Origin of the sequence: Caecibacter sp. AF58-12pH5A (genome assembly GCF_027681725.1) — a bacterium.
Taxonomy (GTDB): Bacteria; Bacillota; Negativicutes; order Veillonellales; family Megasphaeraceae; genus Megasphaera; species Megasphaera hominis.
On sequence record NZ_JAQDBC010000035.1, the window covers coordinates 1 to 23,940 of the forward strand.

The 23,940-nt window shown below is 51.4% G+C and carries 8 protein-coding genes; all 8 read right to left on the minus strand.

Annotation, left to right across the window (positions count from 1 at the left end):
- A partial coding sequence (locus PGX44_RS11680; RefSeq protein WP_498855490.1) for a beta strand repeat-containing protein occupies positions 1 to 4,439 on the minus strand: 4,439 nt, incomplete at its 3' end.
- A 396-nt stretch (positions 4,440 to 4,835) separates the two neighbouring features.
- Positions 4,836 to 8,408 carry a hypothetical protein gene (locus PGX44_RS11685; RefSeq protein WP_498855491.1) on the minus strand — a complete coding sequence of 1,191 codons (3,573 nt, stop codon included), beginning with the start codon at positions 8,406 to 8,408 and terminating at the stop codon, positions 4,836 to 4,838.
- Positions 8,409 to 9,011: 603 nt separating this feature from the next.
- Complete coding sequence (locus tag PGX44_RS11690; protein ID WP_498855492.1) at positions 9,012 to 11,258, minus strand: DEAD/DEAH box helicase; 2,247 nt, start codon at positions 11,256 to 11,258, stop codon at positions 9,012 to 9,014.
- A 12-nt stretch (positions 11,259 to 11,270) separates the two neighbouring features.
- On the minus strand, positions 11,271 to 12,584 hold the full coding sequence (locus PGX44_RS11695; RefSeq protein ID WP_498855493.1) for an ATP-binding protein: 1,314 nt from the start codon (positions 12,582 to 12,584) through the stop codon (positions 11,271 to 11,273).
- Positions 12,581 to 14,158: a TerB N-terminal domain-containing protein gene (locus tag PGX44_RS11700; protein WP_498855494.1), complete on the minus strand. Its 1,578-nt coding sequence runs from the start codon at positions 14,156 to 14,158 to the stop codon at positions 12,581 to 12,583. Before PGX44_RS11700 ends, PGX44_RS11695 begins: the two co-directional genes overlap by 4 nt.
- Before the next feature lie 389 nt (positions 14,159 to 14,547).
- The gene (locus tag PGX44_RS11705; protein ID WP_498855495.1) at positions 14,548 to 15,246 is read right to left on the minus strand and encodes an aspartate/glutamate racemase family protein; all 699 of its coding nucleotides are present in this window, start codon (positions 15,244 to 15,246) and stop codon (positions 14,548 to 14,550) included.
- Between the two features lie 174 nt (positions 15,247 to 15,420).
- Entirely contained in the window at positions 15,421 to 22,494 is a 7,074-nt protein-coding gene (locus PGX44_RS11710; RefSeq protein ID WP_498855496.1) for a hypothetical protein, read from the minus strand.
- 624 nt (positions 22,495 to 23,118) lie between these two features.
- Positions 23,119 to 23,808 carry a hypothetical protein gene (locus PGX44_RS11715; protein ID WP_498855497.1) on the minus strand — a complete coding sequence of 230 codons (690 nt, stop codon included), beginning with the start codon at positions 23,806 to 23,808 and terminating at the stop codon, positions 23,119 to 23,121.
- Positions 23,809 to 23,940 lie beyond the last annotated feature (132 nt).

The following is a 23,940-nucleotide window of genomic DNA, read 5'->3' on the forward strand; positions in this document are numbered from 1 at the left end:
AGGCCATAGGTGTCGACGTACGAGCCTGTGTCTGCACGCAGGTCGTGACCACCGACGACAAGGTAGGGCGTGAAGTCGTTTTTGGTGGTTTTGTCTGCGTTCCAGGCCGTGAGGGCTCCGTCGTAGGCGTTGGTGGCGGCGAAGTCGCTGCTGTTGTTGACGAGGTTCAGTGCCGATGCTCGGTCTTCGGAGAAGAGCTTCGTGTCCGGGTTGATGGTCGGCACGTCGTCTTCGGGGATATCGAGGACGATTGTGTTATCGTCGAGGCGGGTGATTTCTACCTTACTTTGGACAAAGCCACTGTTCATGATGGTATCCATGTCAGGAATCATGCTCATGGAGGCTATTTTCGTTAAGTCGCTCGTGGTAAGGTCGTTTGTAGTGAGGTCACTTGCAGTGTTCACGCTCATGAGTTTCATCATGACGGTGTTCTTGGTCTGGGTGGCTGGTTCTTTCACGATGAGGTGGATATGCTGGCCTTTTTCCAGTTTTACCGAGTCTGCTACGCCAGCCTGTATAGTGGCACCTTCCAGGTTAGTCGTGCCGGTGACGGTGAGCATCGTATCCTCGGCACCCACATCAGCCGGTACGTAGAAGTTCAGCGTCTGGAAGTTGCCCAGGTTGGTGACTGTATTTCCTTTACTATAGACATTCAGCGTATTGCCCGTGCTTTCGACGGAACCTGCGGAGCTGACGCCGCCATAGAGGCTGACACCGTTACCGAGGAGCGTGGTGTAGAGATTGACGATGTTGTTATTCGCTGCGCCGGACTGGGAATACCCGCCGGTGATGCTGCCAGTGACGCTGTCAGTATAGAGGTTGATGGTATTGCCACTAGCCGTACCAGAATCGGACTGGCCGCCGGTGATGCCTCCGGTAACAGTGCCGCTATAGAAATTGACCGTATTGTCGTTGGCGTCCGATTCTGCCTGACCGCCTACGATGCTTGCATTGTTAGTACCGTTGGAGAAATTCACCGTATTGCCACTGGCCGTACCGGAATTGGACTGTCCGCCGATGATGCCATTTGCTACAGTACCGCCGGAGAAATTCACGGTATTGTTGTTGGCGTCCGATTCTGCCTGACCGCCTACGATGCTTGCATTGTTAGTACCGTTGGAGAAATTCACCGTATTGCCACTGGCTGTGCCGGAATCGGACTGGCCGCCGATAATATCTTTCGCAACAGTGCCGCTATAGAAATTCACCGTATTGCCCGTGGCGTCGCCGGACTGGGAATAACCGCCTGTAATCCCCTTGTTCACGGTACCCGCGTAGATGTTCACCGTATTGTCCGAAGCTGCGCCGCTCTTGTAGGTAGTCGATGTAGATTCTGCCGCTGTCCCGGAAGAATCGCCCTGCGAGTCCGCTTCTACGTCGACCATTTTGTCATTCTTTACATCTTTATAAATAGATTTTACCTTTGGCGCTGCCGCAGTCGCATCCATAGTAGAATCTACGGCATAGCCGCCGTAAATGGCGTCCACCGTGCCGCTGACCAGATTCACTGTATTGCCGCTGGCACTGCTGACAGAGCCTGTTACCGTAGGTACGTAGGCTGCTACATCCGTTAAGGTTGCCGTTTTTTGGTCTTCATACTCCCAGCCGTCGTTATATGCATATTTTTCAGCCGATGTGTAGTCCACAGTGGGCAGGCTATTGATCAAGGTGCTGCGAAGGCTGCCTTCGTCCGTGCCCAGGATACCCGCTGCGCCGCCGTAGACGCTTCCTGCGGTGCTGCCGGAGATGGTGACCGTATTGCCCTTAGCTGCGCCTACGCCGGAAATACCGCCATAGACGTCACCGGCTGCAGAGCCGTTGGCCAGGGTGACCGTATTTCCCTTAGCGCTTTGGTCCGCCGCAGCTGTAAGGGAAAGTGCACTTGTATATTCTTTTATAATGTGAAAATAATCATAATCTAAATCCTTATTTAAATCCTTATCAGCATAATATATATTAAAATATTTATCAACGTAATCAAAAAACGATTTCTGCGTGGGCAGGACTGTTGTGCCGCCGATGATAGGGCCGCTTGCCGTACTATTGTTCAGTGCTACCATATTGTTGTCCGCGCTGGCGCCGCCAGTACCGCCGCCGATGACGGTTTCCGCCGAGATGCTGCCTTCTTCCGCGCCTTGGAGGATGACCTTGTTGCCATTGGCTTCCCCATAGAAGGATGCACCGCCCAGAACGTCTCCGTAGGACGTTTCTTTATCCAGAGTCTGGACAATCTCTACGGTGTTATCATTGGCCTGAGCCTTTGACACAGCCGTACCTTCTGTTAGCATTACATAGCCGCCGTATACAGTTCCCGTGGAAGAATCATCGGTCAGGAAAACCCGGTTCGAATTGGCCTCTATGGCATCAGCTGTATACAAGTCATTTGGCACGTAACTGTATTCGCTAAAGAAAAGACCTGTCACGCTGTTGCCTGTGAGGCCGCCATAGACGTCATCTTCCAAGGTTATATTAGTCAGGGTCAGGGTATTTTCATTGGCCGTACCATACGTGGCAATACCGCCGGCTGCCGCTACCTCGATAGCTGGTACCTGATAATACCCTATATCATCCTCAGGCACCTGAGTGTTAGATTGCGACCCAAGGGTCAGATTGGTGCCGTCAGTCAGCTGCTTGCCTGTCACGGTGACCTGGTTGGTATTGGCCGAGCCGGCTTCTGCAAAGCCGCCTACGACCATTTCATAGGCAGCGGCCGTGTCCAGATTGTACGAAACACTTACAATATTGTCCTGGGCGCCGGCCTTTTCCGCATCCGCAACGATATAGGAGGTATTCTTAAAAGTCGTAGTCGTCGTCTTAGCTGCAATATCCGATTGCATTGTTGGTTTATCATAAGAATCGTCATATGAAGGAATGGACAAATAGCCGCCATACACGGCACCGGTCCTACCATAAATATAAGATAGAGCTCGTAGAGCTAGCTTATCCGATGTACTGACCAGGCTGTCTGTCAGCGTGACCGTATTGCTGCTGGCGCCATTGGCAGAGAGGCCCTGGGCCTTGCCGCCGTAAACCAGATAGGCCTGCACGTTTTCTAGGTATACGTTATTGTGTTCAGCATTGCCTTCAGAATGATCTTCAGTCCCGGCATTCCCGCCGATGACAACGGTGACGGTCGTATTGAAGCTGTTGCCATCGTTTTCCCCTGCCGTAAGCTGCTTCCCGGTAATGCTCACGCTGTTGCCATCGGCATTGCCTTCTTCCACTCTGCCGCCGTATACACCGCTGCCGATGTCTGCAGTTCCATAGGTTGTTGCCGTTTCAAGCCCGGAAGAGATCGTTACCTGATTGTCATTGGCCGTAAGCGGAGTATAGACGCTGCTAAAACCATATCCTACATTCCCGCCATAGACATTGGCGTACTGGGTGCTGGCTAGGTCCGTTAAGGTGATGATATTCCCGTTGGCACCAGGATTTGTTGCAGCCTGCAGCGTGTAGGTTATATTTTTTTTAGTATAGCTATCTGTATAATAGCTTATTGTCGTTGTACCGTCGGCGTTGGCTTCGGTCGTTACAGTTGGCCAGGCTATCGACAACCTGCCACCGTAAATGTTTAATCCACTAATCGCAGCTTCACTATCCTCAATGGTAACCTTGTTACCACTAGCGCTGCTAATACCGGCCAGACCCTTTCCCACATAGCCGCCTTGGACATCACCTTTAAGATCGACGTTTGTAAGCTCCACTATATTGCTGTCGGCACTGCCGCTGTAATAGTTCGGCTTATTGTACGCAGACGCATTACCATCACTTTTACCGCCGGTTACATCAGCCATTAGGGTCAGCAAATTGCTGCCATCGGCAGCTTTCACCCCGGTAATGGTTACGGTGTTGCTGTTTGCATTGCCCAAATTCGTGTAGCCACCGTAAAGGTAAGAGTTTTCGTCGGAGTACTTAGAGGGCTTAATGCTCGTTGCCTCCATCGGCTCTGTAAAAACAAATTCCAGCGTATTATCCGTGACATTTATGGGTCTCAGTACTACGGAAGCAGCAGTACCTGCAGAAACTTCCCCATAGCCGCCGGCACCTATAGCACCAATAAAAGTATTGTTGTCTGAAGCAGAAACACTGTTGCCGCTAACCGTCAGGGTAACCGTGGGAGACCCGTCCGCCGTGCCTACCTCCGTTAGATAGCCGCCATAGGCTTTGTTGCCGTTAATGGTATTGCCCTTGACAATAACTTTGTTATTATTGACACTGACCGCAGTGTTTTCCGGCAAAGCTGCTATGGTGTCAGCAGTTAGGCTCAGACTGCCGCCGCTAACAGTAGCATTTCTTTGTGTATTGCTGTTGATCTCATTTTCCTGACCGGTAACACTGGTGACGACTTCAGTATCGGCCAAGGCCGGTGGTCCGCTGAGGCCCAGGCTAAAGAGGCTGGCCAGGACCAATATCGTTAAGGTACTGCGTTTCTTTCTCATGATAGTTTCTCCTTCCCAAAATGCCCAAATATTTCACAACTTCTCCAGTGCAAAGCGCACGCCCCAAGTTTTTTTGCAAGCTTCCCCAAAGAGTTTTTGCACTGATTCCCCCCATCATTTTATACGATAGAGTTATATTACTTTATATTATATATTATTTCATTATATATATAAACTCATTTAGTTATAATAATTAAAAATGTGTCAATAAGAAAAAAGCAGTTTCCTTCAGAACAAGACAGAAGCTTGTCTGAAAGAAACTGCGTTGCAATCTTCTAGGAAAATGGAAACCGCTGATGAGATACTGGCCCCTAGAGGTTGAATACACAGAAATGAACCCCTTCAGCCCCAGTCGCTCCGCGACTGGCCCAGCTCCCCCATAGGTGGCGCCTTTTTTTAGAACGCCCGGCTAACGGTCGCGCTGTACGTCACGCCGCGTTGTGTTCCCGCCCAGCCGGTAACGTGAAGATCGGCACCCCAATCGTGATTCTTATCAATCTTACTCTGCCAACCTAGTTCCATTAACCCACTGCTGCCTTTGGTGCTAGGGCTGGGTGTGTCGAAGGTGCGGTATTGGGCGTGGGCATCACCTTTCCATTCATAATCCCAGGCCAGGCCTGCGTAGAAGGATTGTGCCTGATTGAGGTGGCGGGTCCATCTGAGACCGAGTCGCGTGCGGTACGAGTCAATGGTGTCGAAGTGGTAGTTGGCTGTGCCTAGGGCCGAGTGCACTTGTGCAGTATCGCTGGCGAGGTGGTTCCAAAATACCTTGCCGTAGTAGTCGTATGTTACGTTTTTACCGGCTGGCACGATTTTGCCCAGGCCCAGCATGGCGCCGATGTAGTTGGCGTCGGAGTCGTAGCTTGCCTGGTAGCCTTCGATGAGGCCTTTGAAGTCGCCGCTCATGCGGCCGGCGTGGAACATGGTTTCATAATAGAGGCCGTCGCTTTGGTCGCGTCTCAGGAGGAGGCCGGCGCCTACGTAGTGTTGGTCGCCGTCGGCGCGGGCTCTGTCATCGAGGTGGCTGGTATAGTTTCCATTACCGTATTCGATGAAGGGCATGATGGTGTCAGTGTGACCTTGGGCGTAGTCTTGATGGACGAAGCCCAGGTTGGCGTTGAGGCCGTTCGTGTCGACGTAGGAGCCTGTGTCGGCGCGGAGGTTGTAGCCGCCGAGGGCTACGTAAGGTGTGAAGGCACCGCTCAGGCCGTGGTCTGCGTGGTAGGCTGCGGCAGCGCTGGCGAGGCCGTCAGTGCTGGCGAAGTCGGCGGCGTTGGCGAGGGTGTTCATGGCTGTGGCGCGGGCTTCGGCAAAGAGTTTCGTGTCTTTAGAAAGGGTGGCTTGGTCGTCACCGAGGATTTCCATGACGATGGTCTTGGCGTCTTGTTGTTTGACCGCTATGGGTCGCGTGACGAAAGCGGCGTCGGTGATCGTATTGAGGCCGGCCAGGGTGCCGTAGGTGGCATTATCTGTGGTGATGCCGCCTGCGTCGTAAATAAGGTTGATGATGTCGCCGCTTTTTAGCTGCGTCGTGTCGGCTACGCCGGCTTTGATGGCAGCGCCTGTGACGTCGGCTGTGCCCGTGACGGTGAGCATAGTGTCACCGTTTGCCGCATCAGCTGGGACGTAGAAGTTGAGGTTTTGGAAGTACGCCAGGTTGCCGACGCTATTTCCTTTCGTATAGACGTTGAGGGTGTTGCCGGTAGTCGTCTGGCCTACGCCGCCGTAAAGGCTAAAGCTGGTCGTGAGGGCGCTGCTGGTGAGGTTGACCGTATTGTCCAATGCGTCGCCATCGGCGGAGTAGCCACCGGCGATGTAGTTAGAGAGAGTGGAGAGGTCGGTGGTGGTTGCGTCCGTGGTGACTGCCAGGAGACTCATCGTCTGTGCGGTTGTCGTGTCCGTCTCTTCCGAAGTATCTGTATCGGCTGCGCTCTCGGCTGCGCCAAATGTACCGCCAGAGATATTGACCGTATTGCCCGAAGCCGTACCACTTGCCGTATAGCCGCCGGCGATGTAGGAATTGCTTCCCGAGGCTGTGCCGATGGTGCCACCGGAAATGTTCAGTGTATTTCCTGTGGCGTCGCCCAAGGCGGTATAGCCGCCGCTGACGTAGTTCGTATTGCCGGAGACAGCACCGATGGTACCGCCGGAAATATTCAATGTGTTACTTTGGGCATTGCCATCTGTCAGGACCATGCCGCCGGCAATGTAGTTTACATCCAGGCTATTTACGCCGACAGTGCCGCTGGTGATATTGGCCGTATTGGACGTGGCATTGGCAGGATAATACGTATAGGTGAAGGTATTTGCAGCCGTTCCTTCATTCCAGTCCCAGCCTACGGCAACGCCGCCGGCGATATAGTTCTCGTTCCCAGTCTGGGATGCAGCATCCGCCCCAATGGTATTGCCGGACATATTGAGAGTATTGCCTATGTTGTCCTGGGCTCCAAACCAGTAAGCGTTGTTCACCCTATTAGACCGATACCCACTCAGCCCGCCTGTGATCATGACCGGGTGTCCGGATTCCAGGAGGACAATGGTATTGTCTGTCAGCGTGGCCATATTGTTGGTTACATTTCCTCCTGTATCCACTGTAGCTGCAGCATATGCTTTTACACCGCCAGCCAGTATGATCCATTGGTACAGATTGTTGTCAGAAAGCTGAAAGATGCTTCCGGAGACGGTCAGTGTATTATTGGAGACCGTATCATAATCAGCATACCCGCCGACAAGTGTAATGGTATGTGTGTCCGTCGTACCGATGGTGCTGTCTGAAACAGTGACTTCATTGCTGTCCACGGTGCTTCCGGTATACGCATCAGAAGTCATGGATCCGCCATCAATCTCTATGCTGTAATTACTCAAAGTGTCCGACTCATCAACAGTCGCAGTTGTCAGAGTCACCTTATTGCCGCTGACCACTGCCTGTCCCGTATAATCCTCTGTTTCCGCATATCCGCCTGACACATAGCCGCCATCTACGATGGAGTCTTTGATTGTCACGGTATTATCCGTCATGGAGATAGGTGAATTTCCTGCATTCGTATAATAGCCATAGCCGCCGTATACGGAATCGACATTGGCGCTATTTGAAACATCTACGGTATTACCTGTAATGCTCCCAGGCTGGACAATGGCCCCATCAGAAGAATCATGCACATACATATATCCACCATAAACAGTGCCTACCACATAAGCGCCATCTACATAGGTCTTATTATTCGTTACGTCACCAGTCTTGGTAAAGGAAAGCCCCTTCGCATAGTCCTCAAGATAGGTATCCATGGCTTCTGTCGTAGTACTGCCATCGGCTTCTCCCTGGGCACCGGCAGCTACATTATCATAGATAAGGCCGCCAGTAAGATGCACTTCATTGCCGGACACAGGGCCGATATAGGAATAGCCGCCGTAAACGTAGTCTGGCGAGGCCCAGAACGAGTTCTTTTCGTTGTACTTTACCCCGTTGATATACGTTTTATTGCCCGAAGCACTGCCCGTGATAGTCGAGCCACCTATAATGTCATCCTCTATGTTATTGTTGATGTTGTCTTCCGTTGCTGTTGTTGAATAATTGACGGTCACCGTATTACCTGTCACGTCTTTATTGATGGCAACGCCGCCGGCTGCCCAGTCTCTCTCTTGATAAGTATTTGACAAATCGTTAATGATGAGGCTGTTGCCCGAAACGGCCGCTGTATCCGTATTTTCAGAGCTGTCATCCATCCCTTTCGAAAAGGTACTGACAGACGACCCGCCGGCAGCGCCGATGAAGGTGCCGCTATTGATGGTCAGCGTATTATTGCTGTCTGTACCGGTATCATCGTTGCCCAAATAATAGACGGAATTATCATAGCCGTCTGATTCCCCGCTGATTTCTATGGCTTCCGCCATGGCCGGCTGAGCGATTGGTGCCAGTCCTGCAATTCCTGCTAAAACTAGCATGGTTAAGATTTTTGTTCGTTTACTCATTTCTTTCGTCCCCTTTTCCCACAAAAAAAGCTTCCCTAGAGGAACGTAGCCTTGCTACGCTGCTATACATGCGTGGTAAGTGGTTCCATTACTATTCATTATATATCTTTTCATTATTAAAGTGAATTTATTTTTTTGTTTGCCAATCACTTCGCGATGGCAATATTCCTTTTCGGATTACCTTGGATCATCCCAATAGAGAAACGAATGCCGCTATGCTTGAAGGAGAAATGATTGCAAAGGATCCTGCTGTGAAAAGCAAGGAAGAGAAAGTCCTAGTCCTGATGCTGCCCGGATAGGCACACATAGTGATAGTAGTGAAAAAGCCTCAGTCCTAAAAATAGGACTGAGGCCTTGGTGGGCGCGGAGCGCTCGAAAGAGAAGAAACTAGTAGTAATGTGATGAATCGAAGCCGGAATAGCACAACGCCCCTGTGTGGGCGTTGTGCCGTTACTACTCCAGGATTGAAGAATTCAATTCTGGAGCCAATCCCTGTGTGGGCGTTGCGCCGTTACTACTCTAGGATTGAAGAATTCAATCCTAGAGCCAATTTCTGGGCGCACGATGCGCATCTCTCCCCACAGCCCAGGCCGGGATTACTCTCTATTCGCCCACGTTGTCAGCCGTTTGCCATTCCAAAACCCGTTTTTTCACATCTGCCAAGTTCAGGACGCCTAAGGCAAAGCCTTTGCGGACCAGTTCTTCCGGCAGGTATTCATCGTATTTATCAAACTGTGGCACTTCATGCTGATACAGGAGTTCCATGGGATTAATATCTTCTTTAATCTTTTTATAGCACGTTTCAAAGAAGGTTTTGGCGTCGGCTTCCATAGTGAATTGCATAAAGTACGGCCTGAAGGAGTCCAAATTCTTGAGTCCTACTTCCGGTCCGACCTTGAGGTTTAGGAAGCGTTCCATAGCGAGAAATCCGTACGTTCCCAGCCAGGGCAGGAGACACCACATCTTGCCACCTAGCTGGATGAGGGGTTGTGTTGCTGCTCCCGATTGAGTAGCCGTAAATCTTGCCTGGGTTAATCTGGCTACGGCATTTTTCATGAGGTATGGGTACTGCTTGTCTTCCTTTAAAACGGTCCGCATGCGTTCCAGAATTTTTGTGTGCAGGTCGCCGGGACATTCGCCAAAATAGGCTGGGACCTTGCCTTTGACCATTTCGCAGTAAATGACGTGACGCTTCCGGTCCACTTCCAAAACGCGCCACACATGGCCGGCAATGGCAATCTTTTCACCTGGTGGCGGCGGTGCGACGACGGTGCCCAGTTCCTGGGAATCACAGCGTACCGCATATTCTTCGTTTTCCTGAAAGACACCGTAGATTTTAAAGGAGCTCGTGACCCGTTCTCCCGTAAGGCCTACGATGAGGCCTCCCTTTTCTGTGCGTTGCAGGTGGTCCGTATTGAGCAAATGAGTCAAAAGAACCTTATAGTCGTCCTGGCTGATGCGGTGAAAATACGGCAACGTCAGGACTTTTCCTGCCAGGCTGGCTGGTGACATTTCTCCGTTCGCCTGAAGGACGCTCATGGTCTGGTGGTATAGGAGGCTGTAGGGCAGCCGGTCCAGGCGCGGCGGTTCGACCCACTTTTCTTCCAAATAGAGCTGCACCAGAGCAATGGCCTGCAGCAGCTTCCAAGGAATCGTAGCCGGCAGCATGGCCCGGATTTCCGGCTCGTCTTCTCTAATGACAAACCACATTTCCGAAGGCTGGCCCCGTCGTCCTGTGCGGCCCATGCGTTGCAGGAACGACGATACAGTCCACGGTGCATCGATCTGAAAGGCCCGTTCCAGGCGGCCAATATCGATGCCCAATTCCAATGTCGACGTGGTCACTGTCGTGAGGCTTTTGTCTTCATCCTTCATGAGCATTTCTGCCGTTTCCCGATAGGCCGCAGAGAGATTGCCATGGTGAATCAAAAAGCGGTCCCGTTCGTGGTTCAGATCACAGTACTGGCGTAAGGACGTAGTAACTCCTTCGCATTCTTCCCGGGAATTGACGAAGACGAGGCACTTTTTGCCACGCGTGTGTTCAAATATATAGCCCAGGCCCGGATCAGCCTGAAGGGGTGCTTGGTCCGTCTTTTCTTCGAGGACCGGCAAGGCCTTTATGTCAGGCTTATCCTCCCCTGCCTGGGCGTCTTTGACATAGAAATGCTCCATCGACAGACGCCACTTGCTGCCCGGGCCTTCGACCTGGGGAATAAGGGTTTTCCGTCCCGTTCCTTGGGAGAGAAATTTTCCTACTATTTCCGGATCCCCCAGCGTAGCCGACAAGCCAATGCGCCGCGGATTAACGCCTGCCAGGCGCGACAAACGTTCAATGAGGCACAGCGTCTGGCCGCCCCGGTCACCGCGCAGGAGGGAATGGACTTCGTCGATGACGACAAAGCGCAGGTCCCCAAAGAGCCTGGGAATGGCCATGTGCTTGTGGAGCAGCATGGCTTCCAGAGACTCTGGCGTAATCTGTAATATTCCGGAAGGCTTCCTGAGCAGCTTGGCCTTGTGCGACTGGGATACGTCGCCATGCCAGTGCCACACAGGGATGTGGCCTTCTTCGCAGAGGGGCTGCAGGCGCTGGAACTGATCGTTAATGAGGGCTTTCAAGGGGCCGATGTAGATGCAGCCTACAGAGGCCGGCGGATCCTGGGCAAAGAGGGACAGGATAGGGAAAAAGGCGGCTTCCGTCTTACCGGAAGCCGTAGATGCCGTGAGCAATAGGTTTTCATCCGTATTGAGGATAATATCGCCAGCTGCTACCTGAATAGAACGCAGTTGTTCCCAGCCATGGTCGTAGATGAAATCCTGGACAAAGGGTGCGTATCTGTCGAAGATGCTCATGGGGCTGCCTCCTTAGACTGTGAATTCCGTAAATTCTGCCGGCGCGTCGCCTTCTTGTACGTCGTTTTTGGCGTATTGGAATTGGTCTGAGCCGAGAAGCTCCGTCACGGTGAGGTCCGGGTGCTGGTACAGGATATCCAGGACTTCGATGAAATCGCGGATGACTTCGCGGGGTGTGATGTGCGAGTCGGCGCCGATGCGGCTGAATTCGATTTCAATGAAATGGGCCAAATCTTCCGGTTTGATGTGCGTTTCGTAGCCGTAGAGGCTGCTATGAATTTCTGCCAGCTTTTCAATGAGGACCAGCATCTCTTCGTTAGTCAGGGGCAAAAGCGGAATGACCGGCGCCATGAGGTCCTTGTGCGTACCGCCGAAGTGGCCTTCGGCCAAGCGGGAGCGCAGGGCTTCGTAGCTGTAGACGCCGCGGCGCGGGTCTTCCATGCACTGGGGTGTGCCGCCCATGATGATGCCCAGGTAGTGGGCCTTGCCCTGGAGTGTGTCATTGTACATGGTGAGGATTTTTTCGTAGTTGTACTGGCGCGTAATGGCGTGGGGTATCTTGTAGATGTTGACCAGCTCGTCGATACATACCAAGAGGCCTGCATAGCCGGCTTGCTTCAGGAAGCAGGCAAAGAGCTTCAGGTATTCATACCAGTCGTCATCGTTAATGATGATGTTGACGCCCATTTCCTTGCGGGCTTCGGTCTTGGTGTGGTATTCGCCGCGGAACCATTTGGTAACCTTAGCTTTCTTTTCTGCATCGCCTTCGGCGTAGGCTTCATAGTAGAGCGTGAGAATCTTGGCAAAATCAAAGCCGTGGACCATTTCATTGAGGGCATCGATGACCTGGCCTATTTTTTGTTCCATCAGGGGGCGGATGCCCGGATCCGTGGCGGCCAGGCCGCTTTCTGCCATGACATCCGTCTGGACGCGGTTCAGCCAGCGGTCCAGAATCAGGTTTAAGGCGCCGCCTTCAGGCTTGGTCTTGGTGGCCATGTTGCGCACGAGTTCCCTGTATGTGGCCAGGCCCTGGCCGTTATTGCCTTGGAGGCGCCGTTCTGGCGAAAGGTCGGCATCGACGACGACGAAGTCCTTTTCCATGACGTAGTTGCGGATGGTCTGCATGAGAAAGCTTTTGCCGCTGCCGTAGCGTCCGACGATAAAGCGGAAGGACGCACCACCGTCGGCAATGACTTCTACGTCGTGCAAAAGGGCTTCGATTTCACTTTTTCTGCCTACAGTGATGTACGGCAGGCCAATGCGTGGCACGACGCCCCCTTTGAGTGAGGTAATGAGCGTGCGGGCAATGCGTTTTGGTATTTTCATGATTTCCTTAGTCCTTCCTTTACTTCGTCTATATAATCTTCCAGTACCTCCGGCGGGTCCCCGGAAAGGACCGTGTCGCCAAAGTCGTCGTAGAGCTTTTCATTGATGCCGTCAAAAAGGACGGAGGCCATGAGGCCTTGTGCCTGGACCCAGTCCGTAGGCGTGTGATTCAGTATATCCGTAAGGTAATGCAGCTCGTCTTCTGTAAGCTGCCACGGCAGCTCAGACGGTGCCTCCTGCGCCGCTGCGGCATGACCTAAAGGTGCGCTGTTCACGGCGTCGCCAGCCCTTTCAGGCGGTGTTTGGTCAAAGAGGTTCCCACTCGCAAAAGAGTGTCCCAACGGTGGCAGTACAACCGGTTCTTCCGGCTCTGGTGGTGCTTCTTCTCCCAAGTCTGCTTCCGTAATCAGGCGATCGCGGGTAATGGCCGCTTCGGCGCGGATCTTGTCCAGGATTGACTGGTCCAGATTGACTTGGGCTCGTTTCTTCCTGTTCTCTTCTGCCTGCCAGATTTCAAAGGACTGGGCGGCCAGCTTGAGCATCCATTTGTAGGAATAGGGGCGCTGGATCTCAGCAAAGCCCAGGAAATTGCGGAATTCCGCTTCCATGGTCTTCATGAGCTTGCCGAGCTTGCGGTGCGCTTTTTCAAAATACACTACCCTTTCTAAGAGCCATTCGCCGCCCTCATTCACGTACGTACACGCAGGCGTTTCCTGCACAGAATAAAAGCGCCTGTCCCTCCCTTTATAAAACACGGCCAAAGAAAAGATGGACATCCAATGACTTTCAAGTTCGCCGATATACTCTTCGGTAAAGGTTCGCTGCCGGCGACGCAAGAAATATTCCGTAAGCTGCCTGTACGCTATTGCCATGAGCGCCACATAGCGTTCGGGATTGTCCTTATAGAATTTAGACCGGTCCATGCGATATGTGGAAAATTCCTGCAACGCCTGGAAGATTTCCTGGTCGGACGCATTTTCTTCATCATCAAGCACGAGATAGGCCCGGTCTTGCAAGGAAAATTCCGTTGGCGGCAGCATTTTCGGGTCTAACTCATAATAAAGAATGTAGTCCCGGACTAAGTCGGCCCAGTTTTCAGTAATCCGTGCATCGAGCTTTTCGTATGCCTTGAGGAAGGCTACGAGCTTTTGCAAGCCTTCGCCAGGCGTCTTGACGTCAATTTGATTGATGATCTCGTAGGTGTAAATTCGGGCATACACGAGGGATGTTTTTTCCATGGTGCCGTGACGCAGCCGCGTCCGCCAGCCAAAATAACCGCGCAGCTCATGATCTTTTAAGGATTCGTACGTAGGTAAAAAACGGATCTCTGTCTGGTCCCAGCGATAATCGTCTTCGTACTCCTTTGCCAGCTCGGCTTGACGCACAAAAATCTCGTCGCGGCTTACATACCTGTCTTCCTGCTTAAATGTCTTAGCCATCTTCCGCAAGGCCACTAAAGGCGGCGGCAACTCAACAGTTTTCTCTGCTACCCGCGGCCTGATAGGCTCTGCCCGATACAGCTGCCGCAGCTGCTCTATTATATCTTGCCTTGTTTTGTCTGAAGGCCAAGTCATGAGGATCTCTCCTTTTCCAGCCCGTCACTAGCGCATCCAGGCTTTCTTGATAACAAACAAATATTCGTATAGTTTATTATAAAATAAACCCCACACAAATTGCAACTAAAAAGCGCAACGCCCCTGTGTGGGCGTTGCGCCGTTACTACTCTAGGATTGAAAAATTCAATCCTAGAGCCAATCCCTGTGTGGGCGTTGCGCCGTTACTACTCTAGGATTGAAGCAATTCCAGCTAGTTAGTAATTACTAAATTGGACCACAACTGGCTTTCTCCGTGATCGGAGAAAGTACGGCGAAGCCGGGATAGAGGTTGAATCCAAAAAAACTCTCCTTCCCTACGTGCATTCTCCTCAGGATACAATGCCTCATAGAGCCGATAGCCTGTTGTTTCACTCTTCTCGCAAGATCAGCCGAATCAGGGCCCGGATATGCAGCCGCATCACATCCAAGGCAGGCACGGGCAGTGTCACCTGGTCAAAGATCAATGGCAGTTCCGTACAGCCTAGCACGATGGCATCGAGGTGGTGCTCTGTGATCATTCCTTCGGCTATTTCAACCATCCTTTTCTGCGTAGCCGGCACTACCTGGCCATATTCTAGTTCCGTTTTTATCTTGTCGGCAATGTACAGCTTTTCGTCCTGATTAGGTGTGAACGTACTGATGCCTCGTCTGGCAAAGGATCTTTGGAAAAAATCACCTTCCATAGTGGGCAACGTGCCCAAAAGGCCTACTCTCTTGTACTGTGATTTTTCCGCTTCATCACAAGTTGTTTCCACCATACTCACCAAGGGAATCGGAGATTTTGCCGCCACGTCGTCAAAGACTACATGGGGCGTAATGCCCGTAAAGGCCCCATACTCAGCACCGGCAGCAGCCAAATTGCAGATGCCTTGGAGCAAATACCGGGTTAATCCTTCATAATCCTGCTCAGCACAATATTCCAACACTTGAAAGACACTAAGGCTCTCGATCACCATAGGAGGAAATACGGGCTTCTGCAACTGTTTCTGAACCCCGTATTCCAGTTCCCGATAATACATAATGGTCGATTCGGGCCCAGTGCCGCCAATCAATCCGATTTTCTTCATAAAGGCCTCCTTTGCAGGATACAGAAAAAGCATCATTATTTTTTCAGTATACTACACATCCACGTGAACCTCAAACAAATTGTTTTCGTGAAACTGTTCTAAGACTCGGTCTGCGTCAGGACGGTTATCATAGGAAAAACGGTTCTTGCTTTGTGACAGCGGCTTGAATTTTGTTTAGAATTTATACCGTACAGCGGCCATCCAGGTGTTGCTGCGGACGCTGTCGCCCTTTTGGTATTGGTAGCCGATACCGTAGGTGATGTCGCCTTTTTGGGCTTCTACGCCTAGGCGGCCGTAGTATGTGCCGGGGTCAGCGAGGTCGAAACCGAAGGCGTTAGCTTGGCCGTTGAGGCTGACTGTTTCTACACCGTCACGGTCGCCCAGAGTCCAGAGGTAGCCTACTTCTGCAATAGGCTTGAGGCTCCAGCTGCCATGCTGACTGGTGAGGCTGTAGCGGAGACCTACGGGGAGGAGCCAGATATTGGCCGTATCGGCGTCGTGGTGTACGCCAATGCTATCCGTGTAGTCACCGAAGTCGAAATGGGCATAACGGAGGCCAATGTACGGCGTGAGCAGGCCCTTGCCGGCCGTGAAGTTCTGTTCAGCCCGGACTCCGGCGCTGAAGGCATTGGACGAGACGGAGCCAGTGAGTTCCGTCAGGCTGTTGTACTGGGTCAAGTCATTTTTGCCGTGGAGCCAGGAAATATCGCCCAAGTAGTTCGTTCTGCCCTGGGTCAGGCGGCCATAGAAGCTGAGGCCGTAGTAGTCGGCGTCGTTCTTCGTCGTGGCCGTAGCGGTGTTGCCGTCGATAGAGCCATCCATGTAGGTGAAGGCGGCACCGGCAACGGCATTTCCCTTCGTATAGAAATCAGAACCGACGATGACGCCGTTGTACTGCGCTTTGTAAGAGGCACCGCCAAGGGTATCGAGAGAAAGACCATCGATGTCTTCTTTGGAATGGATGTAGTGAGCCCAAATATCTTTATCCTTATCGGCCTGATCGAGGTCAGCCAAGTGGTTCATGACGGCCGAATCAAAGAGGTTGTTGGCCGTATAGAGGCCGTGCTGGACGCCGCCCAGTTCGGTCATAGCGGCCTGGCTGTTGATGGCGTTTGCCTGCTGGGCCTTGGTCGTGTTGACTTGGTTATTTACGGCGTTATTGAAGAAATCTGCACTGGCACCAGAGCCAGCCACGGCGGCATTAACGACGGTCGGATCGATGATAGCCTTGCCATAGACGTCGCTAGCGTCCTGCGCAATAGCTGTAACGGAAAATTGGCTCGTGCCGTTACCGTCAGCACCAATGAATTTCAGAAGCTGGTTGTTTGTAAGGATATTCTTCGTAGCTGCATTCGCATCAGCGTACCACGTGTTATCTGTCTTCACATCACCGCCGCTAGCTGCACTGAGGATATTATAGGTCGTGCTGCTCGTGGCACCGTCGATGTAGAGCTTAGCACTGCTATCCATGCTGACGCTCTTCACGTTTGTCAAGGCGGCTGTCGAGGTGACAGCATTGCCGTTGACCATCAGGAGGGAATTGGCGCCCATGGTGAAGATGCCGTATTCGGTGCCACTCGTAGAAGAAGCGGCGCTGTCGACAACGATGCTGTTATTAGACAGACTCTGGCTGCTGTTGACATAAAGGGCCGAGAGGATGCCGTCGGAACCCCAGGAAAGGCCCGTATCGGCAAAAGCCTTTTCGGCAAGGGATGTATCCGTCGAGCCCAAGGTGAGTGTAGAGTTGTTGCCGACGACGAGTTTCGCGTCAGACACACTGCCCAGGGCGGCCTTGGAACCATCGCCGATGGTTCCGCCATTCTGCCATATTGGATCCAGGTAGAGCGTGCCACCGCTGAGGCTGGCACTCTTGGCACTGACTGCAGCAGCTGTCGTATCGGTACCAACGTTCAGCGTAGCCGTCGTGCCATCAGCTGCGGCGGTGGCTACGATATCGCCGGCGACAGCGACACTACCCGTAATGGTAGACGTGCCACCTGTGGTGAGGTCCTGGGCCACGGTCAACGTGCCGGTGTTGGCCTGGATGGTAGAGTTCGTCAGGGTGACAGTGCCTTCGATATTCGTCTGGCCATTCGTCGTGACCGTGCTGTCCGTCGCGGCCACAGAGGCATTGACGTTCAGCGTCTGGTCCGCGCCGACCGTACTGTTGCCGATGGTCAGGCTGCTGCCGTCTGTCAAAGACACTTCTGCATTATCACTGGTCGTAGAAATGACATCCGTCGTGCCGCTGCCGCCCAGGGTCAGGCTCTGGCCGCCCGTGACGGTGACACTGCTGGCAGAACCAAGGTCGAGAGCTGCGACGCTGAAGCCCTGGGATACTGCAGTAGTATTCGTATCGGCAGCGGTCCCGCCGATGACCAGATTTTGGTCGTTCGTAGCAGCTGTCACTGTATCCAACGCGACCTTAGAACCGATGACACTGGCACTAGCCACGGAAATGGAGTCGCTAATGCCCGTCGTATCGACGAGGTCACCCGTCATGATCAGGGACGTAGCAGAATCGTCCAGGCCATTCATAATACTTTGGATATTAGTCAGATACGCATAGCTGTAGTCATTGTTCAACGATAAGGTACCGGCTTTGAAAATTACGGAATTTTTCGCCGTATCGGTCAGGGTATTCGTACTAGCTGCCGTAGTTTCTGTCGTATTGGCATCGGTAAAAATCTGGTCCGCCGTCGTAGCGAGAGTGGCTGTACCAGCCAGGGTGACTTTGCCGCCGCCCGTGATAGCATCGGAGAGCTTCGTAGCCGTTAAGGTACCGCCATTCAGGGTCAGAGTACTGCTGTCATCAACCTTTACCGTGGAGAGCTTCAAATCACTGCCGCCCAAGGAAACGGTTGCTTTATTCGTTGCGGAAACAGAGCCGCCAATGGTAGCATTAGCTGCCGTCACGGTAGCAGCATCGGCCGAGAGATCGCCTGTGATGTAGAGGGCGCCTTGGGCATCAACAGTAGTACCGTTCTTGACGGTGAGACTGGCTGCATTTCCTGTTGTATCTGTATTCCCGATAGTCAGGGAGGCCTCCGGAGCAATATAAAGTTTCTGGAAATAATCCACGCCGCCAACGACATTGCCCTTGCTATAGACGTTGATGGTATTTCCTGTGCTCGTCGTGCCATAGCCGCCGTAGAGGCTCATGGTACCGTTCAGGACAGCATTATCCTTGATATTGATGGTATTTCCTGTAGCCGCTCCATCAGCCGTATACCCCCCGGCAATGATACCGCTCGTGCTGATGGTACCACCCGTCAGGTCGATCGTATTGCCACTGGCCGTACCGCTAGAGGTATAGCCACCAATGATTTCCGATCCATTCAGGCTGCTTGCGAGAGTAACGCTGTTGCCTGTACTGCCCGTCGTGCCATACCCGCCGTAAAGAGCGAAATTTCCTAAAAGTGAGCCGCCGGTAATGGTCAGCTTGTTATCGCTAGCCGTGCCAGCTTCCGTAAAGCCGCCGGCTAAGAAGTCACTTTCTTCGTCCATAGGCGTATTCGGATTTCCCAAGGTACCGCCAGAAATCGTTACACTATTGCTCGTCGCAGCACCGCTGCTGGTATAGCCGCCGATGATCTGCGTGACACCTGTAGCTGCTGTGCCGATAGTGCCGCCAGAGATGGTGACACTATTGGAAGTAACCTTTCCGGCATCCGTATAAGCGCCCATAATATTGATGTCGCCGCCGGCACTTTCGTAAGCACCATCGTTGATGGAGCCGCTCGTAATTTCCACGCTGTTGTTCGAGGCTTCACTGGAAACTGTGTCCGTAGAATCGCTTCCCAGGACGGTCCCGCTGGCTGCAATTTTATACATATAGCCGCCGGCAATGAGGACATAATCACCATAGGAATTCATGACAGCATTGGAGATGCTCACCTTATTATTGGTAGCAAAGCTGGCATAGTTATCTTCAGCTGAAGCGTGGCTAACGCCGCCATAGAGATTGATATAATTAGCATTTTCATAATCCTGTCTGCCAAAAGTGCCGCCTGTGATGGTCAGGGTATTGTTGTCCGCTGTACCGCCATCTGTCACGGCTTCCCCAGCAGCCACGTTGAGAGAGGCTCCATCATTCGTACGGCCAAAGGTGCCGCCGGAAATATTGAGCTGGTTATATGCAGCCGATTTGCCGTAACCACTATCTACTGTGCTGTTTACTTGAATATTGCCGCCGGTAATATTCAGTGTATTGTGATTTGCCGTGCCGCTCGGTGCATGACCGGCAAAAAGAAGGGCCCGCAGGGTACCGGAATTGACATTCACTGTATTCCCGTCGGCATCACCACCGCCAGCTGCTTCCCCACCATAAATGGAGCGAATAACAGCATTCTCTGCATTAAAGGTGACTTCATTATTTGAAGCAGCGGTCTTGTAGGCATAGCCGCCGTAAATCTCTGTCGACGTACCGCCGTCCAGCGTGACAGAACCGGCCGTATCCCCATCGGTAATGGAAACGGTATTATACGTACTGCCTGTAGAAGAGTCCGTAGTGCCTAATCCGGCTGCATAGCCGCCATAGATACGATAGGAATTTGTGAAATCCGTACCTGTAATGGAGACCGTATTATGGCTCGCGGCGCCTTTCTTGGTATAGCCGCCATAGATATACCTGGACCCTGTGCTGCCACCCGTAAGGGTAACTTTATTTGTGCTGGCATTGCCGGATGTCGTCACATTGCCACCGTATATATAGCCCGTTATGTCGGATCCGCTCATATTGACTTCATTGCTTGCAGCATTACCCGTACCTGTCTGGCCGCCAGTCACTCCGGAAGAGAATGTACCATTTGTGACCGCCAGCTTATTCCCATCCGCATCGCCAGATGACGTAAATCCGGCAATGACGCTGTCAGCGGCATCTGTATTTGTCAGGGACAGGGAATTATCCGAGCTTCCTGTCGTACCATAACCGCCGTAAACTTCTGTCTTGGTTCCCAACGTGCTGTTTGTGATCGTCACTTTGCTGCCCGATGCTTTCCCAGAAGCCGAATAGCCACCAAAGACATAGGTAGTTACTGTATCAGAACCGATTTTTGAATTATTGACGATAGCGATATTCTCCGTGGCATTACCGGAATTTGTCCATCCGCCGATGGCGTTATTGGCAAAGCTGCCGCTTTCTACATCAACCGTATTTTCGTTCACGTCACCGCTGGGCGAATATCCGCCATAAGCGGCGCCGGTGGCGCTTTTATTGGAAAGCGTAACCTTATTGCCTGAAGAGGTGCCTGCTGTTTGGATACGTCCACCATAGACGAGCGTCACCGTACTGCCGTCCAATGTAGCTGTATTTCCTGATACAGCCCCACTTGCAGCCTGTCCTGCACTGGCATAACTGCCTGTCTGCCCAGTAAGGGAAACTGCGTTGCCGGAAGCCGTGCCTGCCCCTGTAAAAGCAGCGGTAAAGACTGCGTTAGGATTCAGGGAAGCACTCGACACATCGATTTTATTTCCTGTCGCGTCACCATTTGGCGTATAGCCGCCGTATAGATAAAGTGCGCCGCTGTCCGCACCTATGGTGCCACCTGTAATGTTGATTTCATTGCCCGTCGCAGCGCCGGAACTTTGCGCAAGGCCGCCAAAAATCCGGAGTGCAGAAGAAGAGGAAGTATCCAAGGTTCCCGACTCGATGGTCACTTTATTTTCCGAGACCGTGCCGGTCTTTACGATGCCGCCATCTATATCGATACTTTTGGCTGCTGATGAACCAATGGCGGCTCCGTTGATATCTACGCTGTTGCCGCTTACTGTGCCAGCGCCATTCACCTGAGCGCCTTTGATCTGCAGTGTATCTGCACTGCCAGAAGCGCCAATGGAGCCGCCGGTCAGGCTGACACTGTTGCCGGAAGCCGTATCGCTCGTACCATCTACATCTACATAGGCGCCAATGAGAATGTCATAGCCTCCCTTGGCATCCAGCGTGCCGCCGGAAATGGTGACACTGTTTTTGGAAAGCGTGCTGCCCGTGCCAAGGTCATACGCACCATAGACGTAGTTGACACTGCCAGCCGCCTGACCGAAGGTACCGCCGGAAATGGTGACGCTGTTGCCGGAGATATCTTCCTGGTTGCTCTGGGAATAGGCCCCGATAATGCGATTGCCATACTGTACGGCAGTTTCCCCAAAGGTGCCTCCGGAAATCGTCACACTGTTATTCGTGTTCGCACCCCCGCTACCAGCCACGTTAGTGTTGGCACCAATGACAGACATACCTTGGGGTCCACTGCCAGAGGCACCACCATTAATGGTTCCCCCTTTTATGATGACTGCATTGCTGTCCGCACTACCTGCATCAGCTTCACCGCCAACTACCTGTCCATTGACTACAGCCGTATCGCTGATTGTCACCTGATTGCCGTTTACATCCGCATTTCCTGCCGTTCCTGTGAGGTTCCAGTTATACGCACCCCAGACGTACGTCGCCGAGCCGCCGCTCATGGTTACTTCATTGTTTTCTGTAGAACCGCCGGCGGTTCCCTTGTAATCCAATCTGGAACCTAAGGAGCTGAAATCATCAATCAATGTATTACTAAGGGTAGTAACACCGCCTACAGAGGCGCCACCGGCTAGTTTATTGACGGAACCACCGCTCATCGTGACCTTATTGCCTGAGGCGCCGCCGTAATCAGTAACACCGCCGGCAGCTAGTTCAGATACACTGCCGCCGCTGATAGAGAGCGTATTCGTGTTGGCATTGCCTGTACCGGAAATACCCCCAGCCATGACTGCTACCGAGGCGGTACCGGAATCCGTAACGGATAAATTTGCCTCATTTTCCGTCACATTAGCTGCGATAGAAAGCCCGCCGGCGGCTACATTAGACACAGTACCGTCGCTTATAGTAAGCGTATTACCGCTGACCGTGTCGGCTTTGATACTGTCAGTCATGGCCTTTTCTACGGTTGTGACCGTACTACCACCGATAGCACCGTCTATAGCACTGCCATCATCCACAGTAAGCGTGTTGCCACTAGCCGGTGTTGTACCATCGTTATTCCCTGTACTCGTACCGCCGCTTATAGTCACCGTAATAGGAACGGTAATAGTAACACTACCACTACCGTCAGATGAAATCACAGTACTGCCGCCAGATGTAACCACAGTAACACTGCCGCCAGATGAACCGCTGAAGGTTATTCCTTCGGCCTGAACCGGCGCACCTGGAAATCCCAGACCAGCTATACTGGCCAGGACGCATGCTGCTAAGACTCCGTTTTTCTTTCCCATAATGCTCCCCTTTCCTCATAAATATCAAAAGCAGAAGAAACACTAATTTAATCAAAACACATTATTCCTAAGAATTAGTTATTTTTTAATATAATATATAAGTTTATTTGCATAATCTATTTTTATACATATTCTATTATAGTCCTCTTGAGGACAAAATAACAATAAGGATTTATGCGTTGTTTTGTATGGTTACCCAACTATATATTATAATTAAAATGAATACGAACTTATCTTTTTAGCATAGTACACACATTTTTTCGTTGTCCTTTCGCTTCTTTTATGACGTGACAGGAATGGCACAGGACATATGAATAGAACTGGACTGGCAGGTTTTGGAAAAGGAGGGATGTGGTGGCATGACAGTAATTTATTTTTAAATTTTTCGGTCTTTTTTTCTTATAATGATTAGATATATAATATATCTTATAAGAATGTTTATGTGTTGCATCGGTTTTGGGTTTATATTGTATGATTATACGTAATGTATCGAAAACAAAAAGACTCCGGCAGAACCTGGGATTGGTTCTGCCGGAGCATTTTGACTGTTTAGATTGCTTCCATCATGGAAGCAAAGTGCCAGGACTGCTTCGATTGGTTAAGACTGGTTAATTTACAGAGAAATTAATTGGACCAAATAGCATAATATACTTTTTCATAGAACGGTTGGGACCAAATGGACACACTGCTTTGCCAGCCGCCTTCGTAATCCGTGTAGCCATTTGCCTGGACGTACGTTGAATCTAATACCTTAAAAGTTTGATCTCTTCGTTTTAAAAGACATTGTTGTATGTAACAATCCCCTTGAGAATTCACCATTTTCACCCAGACAATAGCAGTATTTGCATCTTTCTGAACAGTAGAGTTATCTATAAAATAGGTCGTATTACCTTCGTTTCCCAAATAGTACCAGCGATTTGAAGACATATCGGCTTTATTTGGCCAAATAGAATTATAGAAAACCTCAGATGATGACTCAGGCCTAATACTATAAAAGTCTAAGTCAGATTTTGATTTGGCAGCAAAATTTTGATTAACTTTACCATCTGGTTCAACTGTATATCTTTTAACTAACGCCGTCGTTCTATTTTTACGGCTGACAATTACCTGCTGAACCCAACTGGATCCCTTTTTATCCGTGATTTTTTCCCATATAACAGCTGTGTCATCATTTTTTTCGACTGAAGAATTATCAACGTAATACGTGTCACCACTACTCGATGTACCTAAATAATACCAGTCTGCTGCCAAAGCCGAGCCCGTGCACAAGCACGCGAGCAAGGCCAAACTCAATAACGTTTTCTTGACTTTCAAATAAACCAACCTCCTAAATGTGAATTGCAAAACCAATAATAACCACTAAAGCATATCGCTGAAAGCTTTCTCGTGCTTTCTCCTCAGGAGAAAGACCTGCTACCATAAGTCAAGGGGTCAACAATAATTTTT

Excerpts from the sequence above, each read along its gene's own strand:
- PGX44_RS11695 (WP_498855493.1), bottom strand. The coding sequence starts at position 12,584 with ATGAAAATACCAAAACGCATTGCCCGCACGCTCATTACCTCACTCAAA.
- PGX44_RS11700 (WP_498855494.1), bottom strand. The coding sequence starts at position 14,158 with ATGACTTGGCCTTCAGACAAAACAAGGCAAGATATAATAGAGCAGCTG.
- PGX44_RS11710 (WP_498855496.1), bottom strand. The coding sequence starts at position 22,494 with ATGGGAAAGAAAAACGGAGTCTTAGCAGCATGCGTCCTGGCCAGTATA.
- PGX44_RS11685 (WP_498855491.1), bottom strand. The coding sequence starts at position 8,408 with ATGAGTAAACGAACAAAAATCTTAACCATGCTAGTTTTAGCAGGAATT.
- PGX44_RS11690 (WP_498855492.1), bottom strand. The coding sequence starts at position 11,258 with ATGAGCATCTTCGACAGATACGCACCCTTTGTCCAGGATTTCATCTAC.
- PGX44_RS11705 (WP_498855495.1), bottom strand. The coding sequence starts at position 15,246 with ATGAAGAAAATCGGATTGATTGGCGGCACTGGGCCCGAATCGACCATT.